Origin of the sequence: Pseudomonas serbica (assembly GCF_028823535.1) — a bacterium.
Classification (GTDB): Bacteria; Pseudomonadota; Gammaproteobacteria; order Pseudomonadales; family Pseudomonadaceae; genus Aquipseudomonas; species Aquipseudomonas serbica.
In genome coordinates this window covers 1-214 of sequence record NZ_JAQIYM010000082.1, presented here as the reverse complement: position 1 = coordinate 214, position 214 = coordinate 1, and the positions used below count along the sequence as shown (strand labels likewise).

Sequence of the window (214 nt, the reverse complement as noted above, 5' to 3'; positions counted from 1 at the left end):
AGGGGAAATCAACGTCAAGGTCGTCGACGACCTGCCGACCGCCAAGCCCGATGCGACTTCTGTGGCCGAGGGTGGTACCGTCACCGGCAACGTGCTGGTAAACGATATCGGTGGCGCCGATGGCTCCGGCGGTGGCGTGGTCGGCGTGCGCGCAGGCGCCGACACCTCGTCCCCGGTGCATGGCGGCCTGAACAGCCAGATCAACGGCACCTAC

At 66.8% G+C, this 214-nt stretch carries 1 protein-coding gene; it reads left to right on the top strand.

Features of this window, described 5'->3' with window-relative positions; translation table 11 throughout:
• The coding region (locus NQL71_RS29840; protein ID WP_274643809.1) for a hypothetical protein at positions 1 to 214 on the top strand (214 nt) is incomplete at both ends.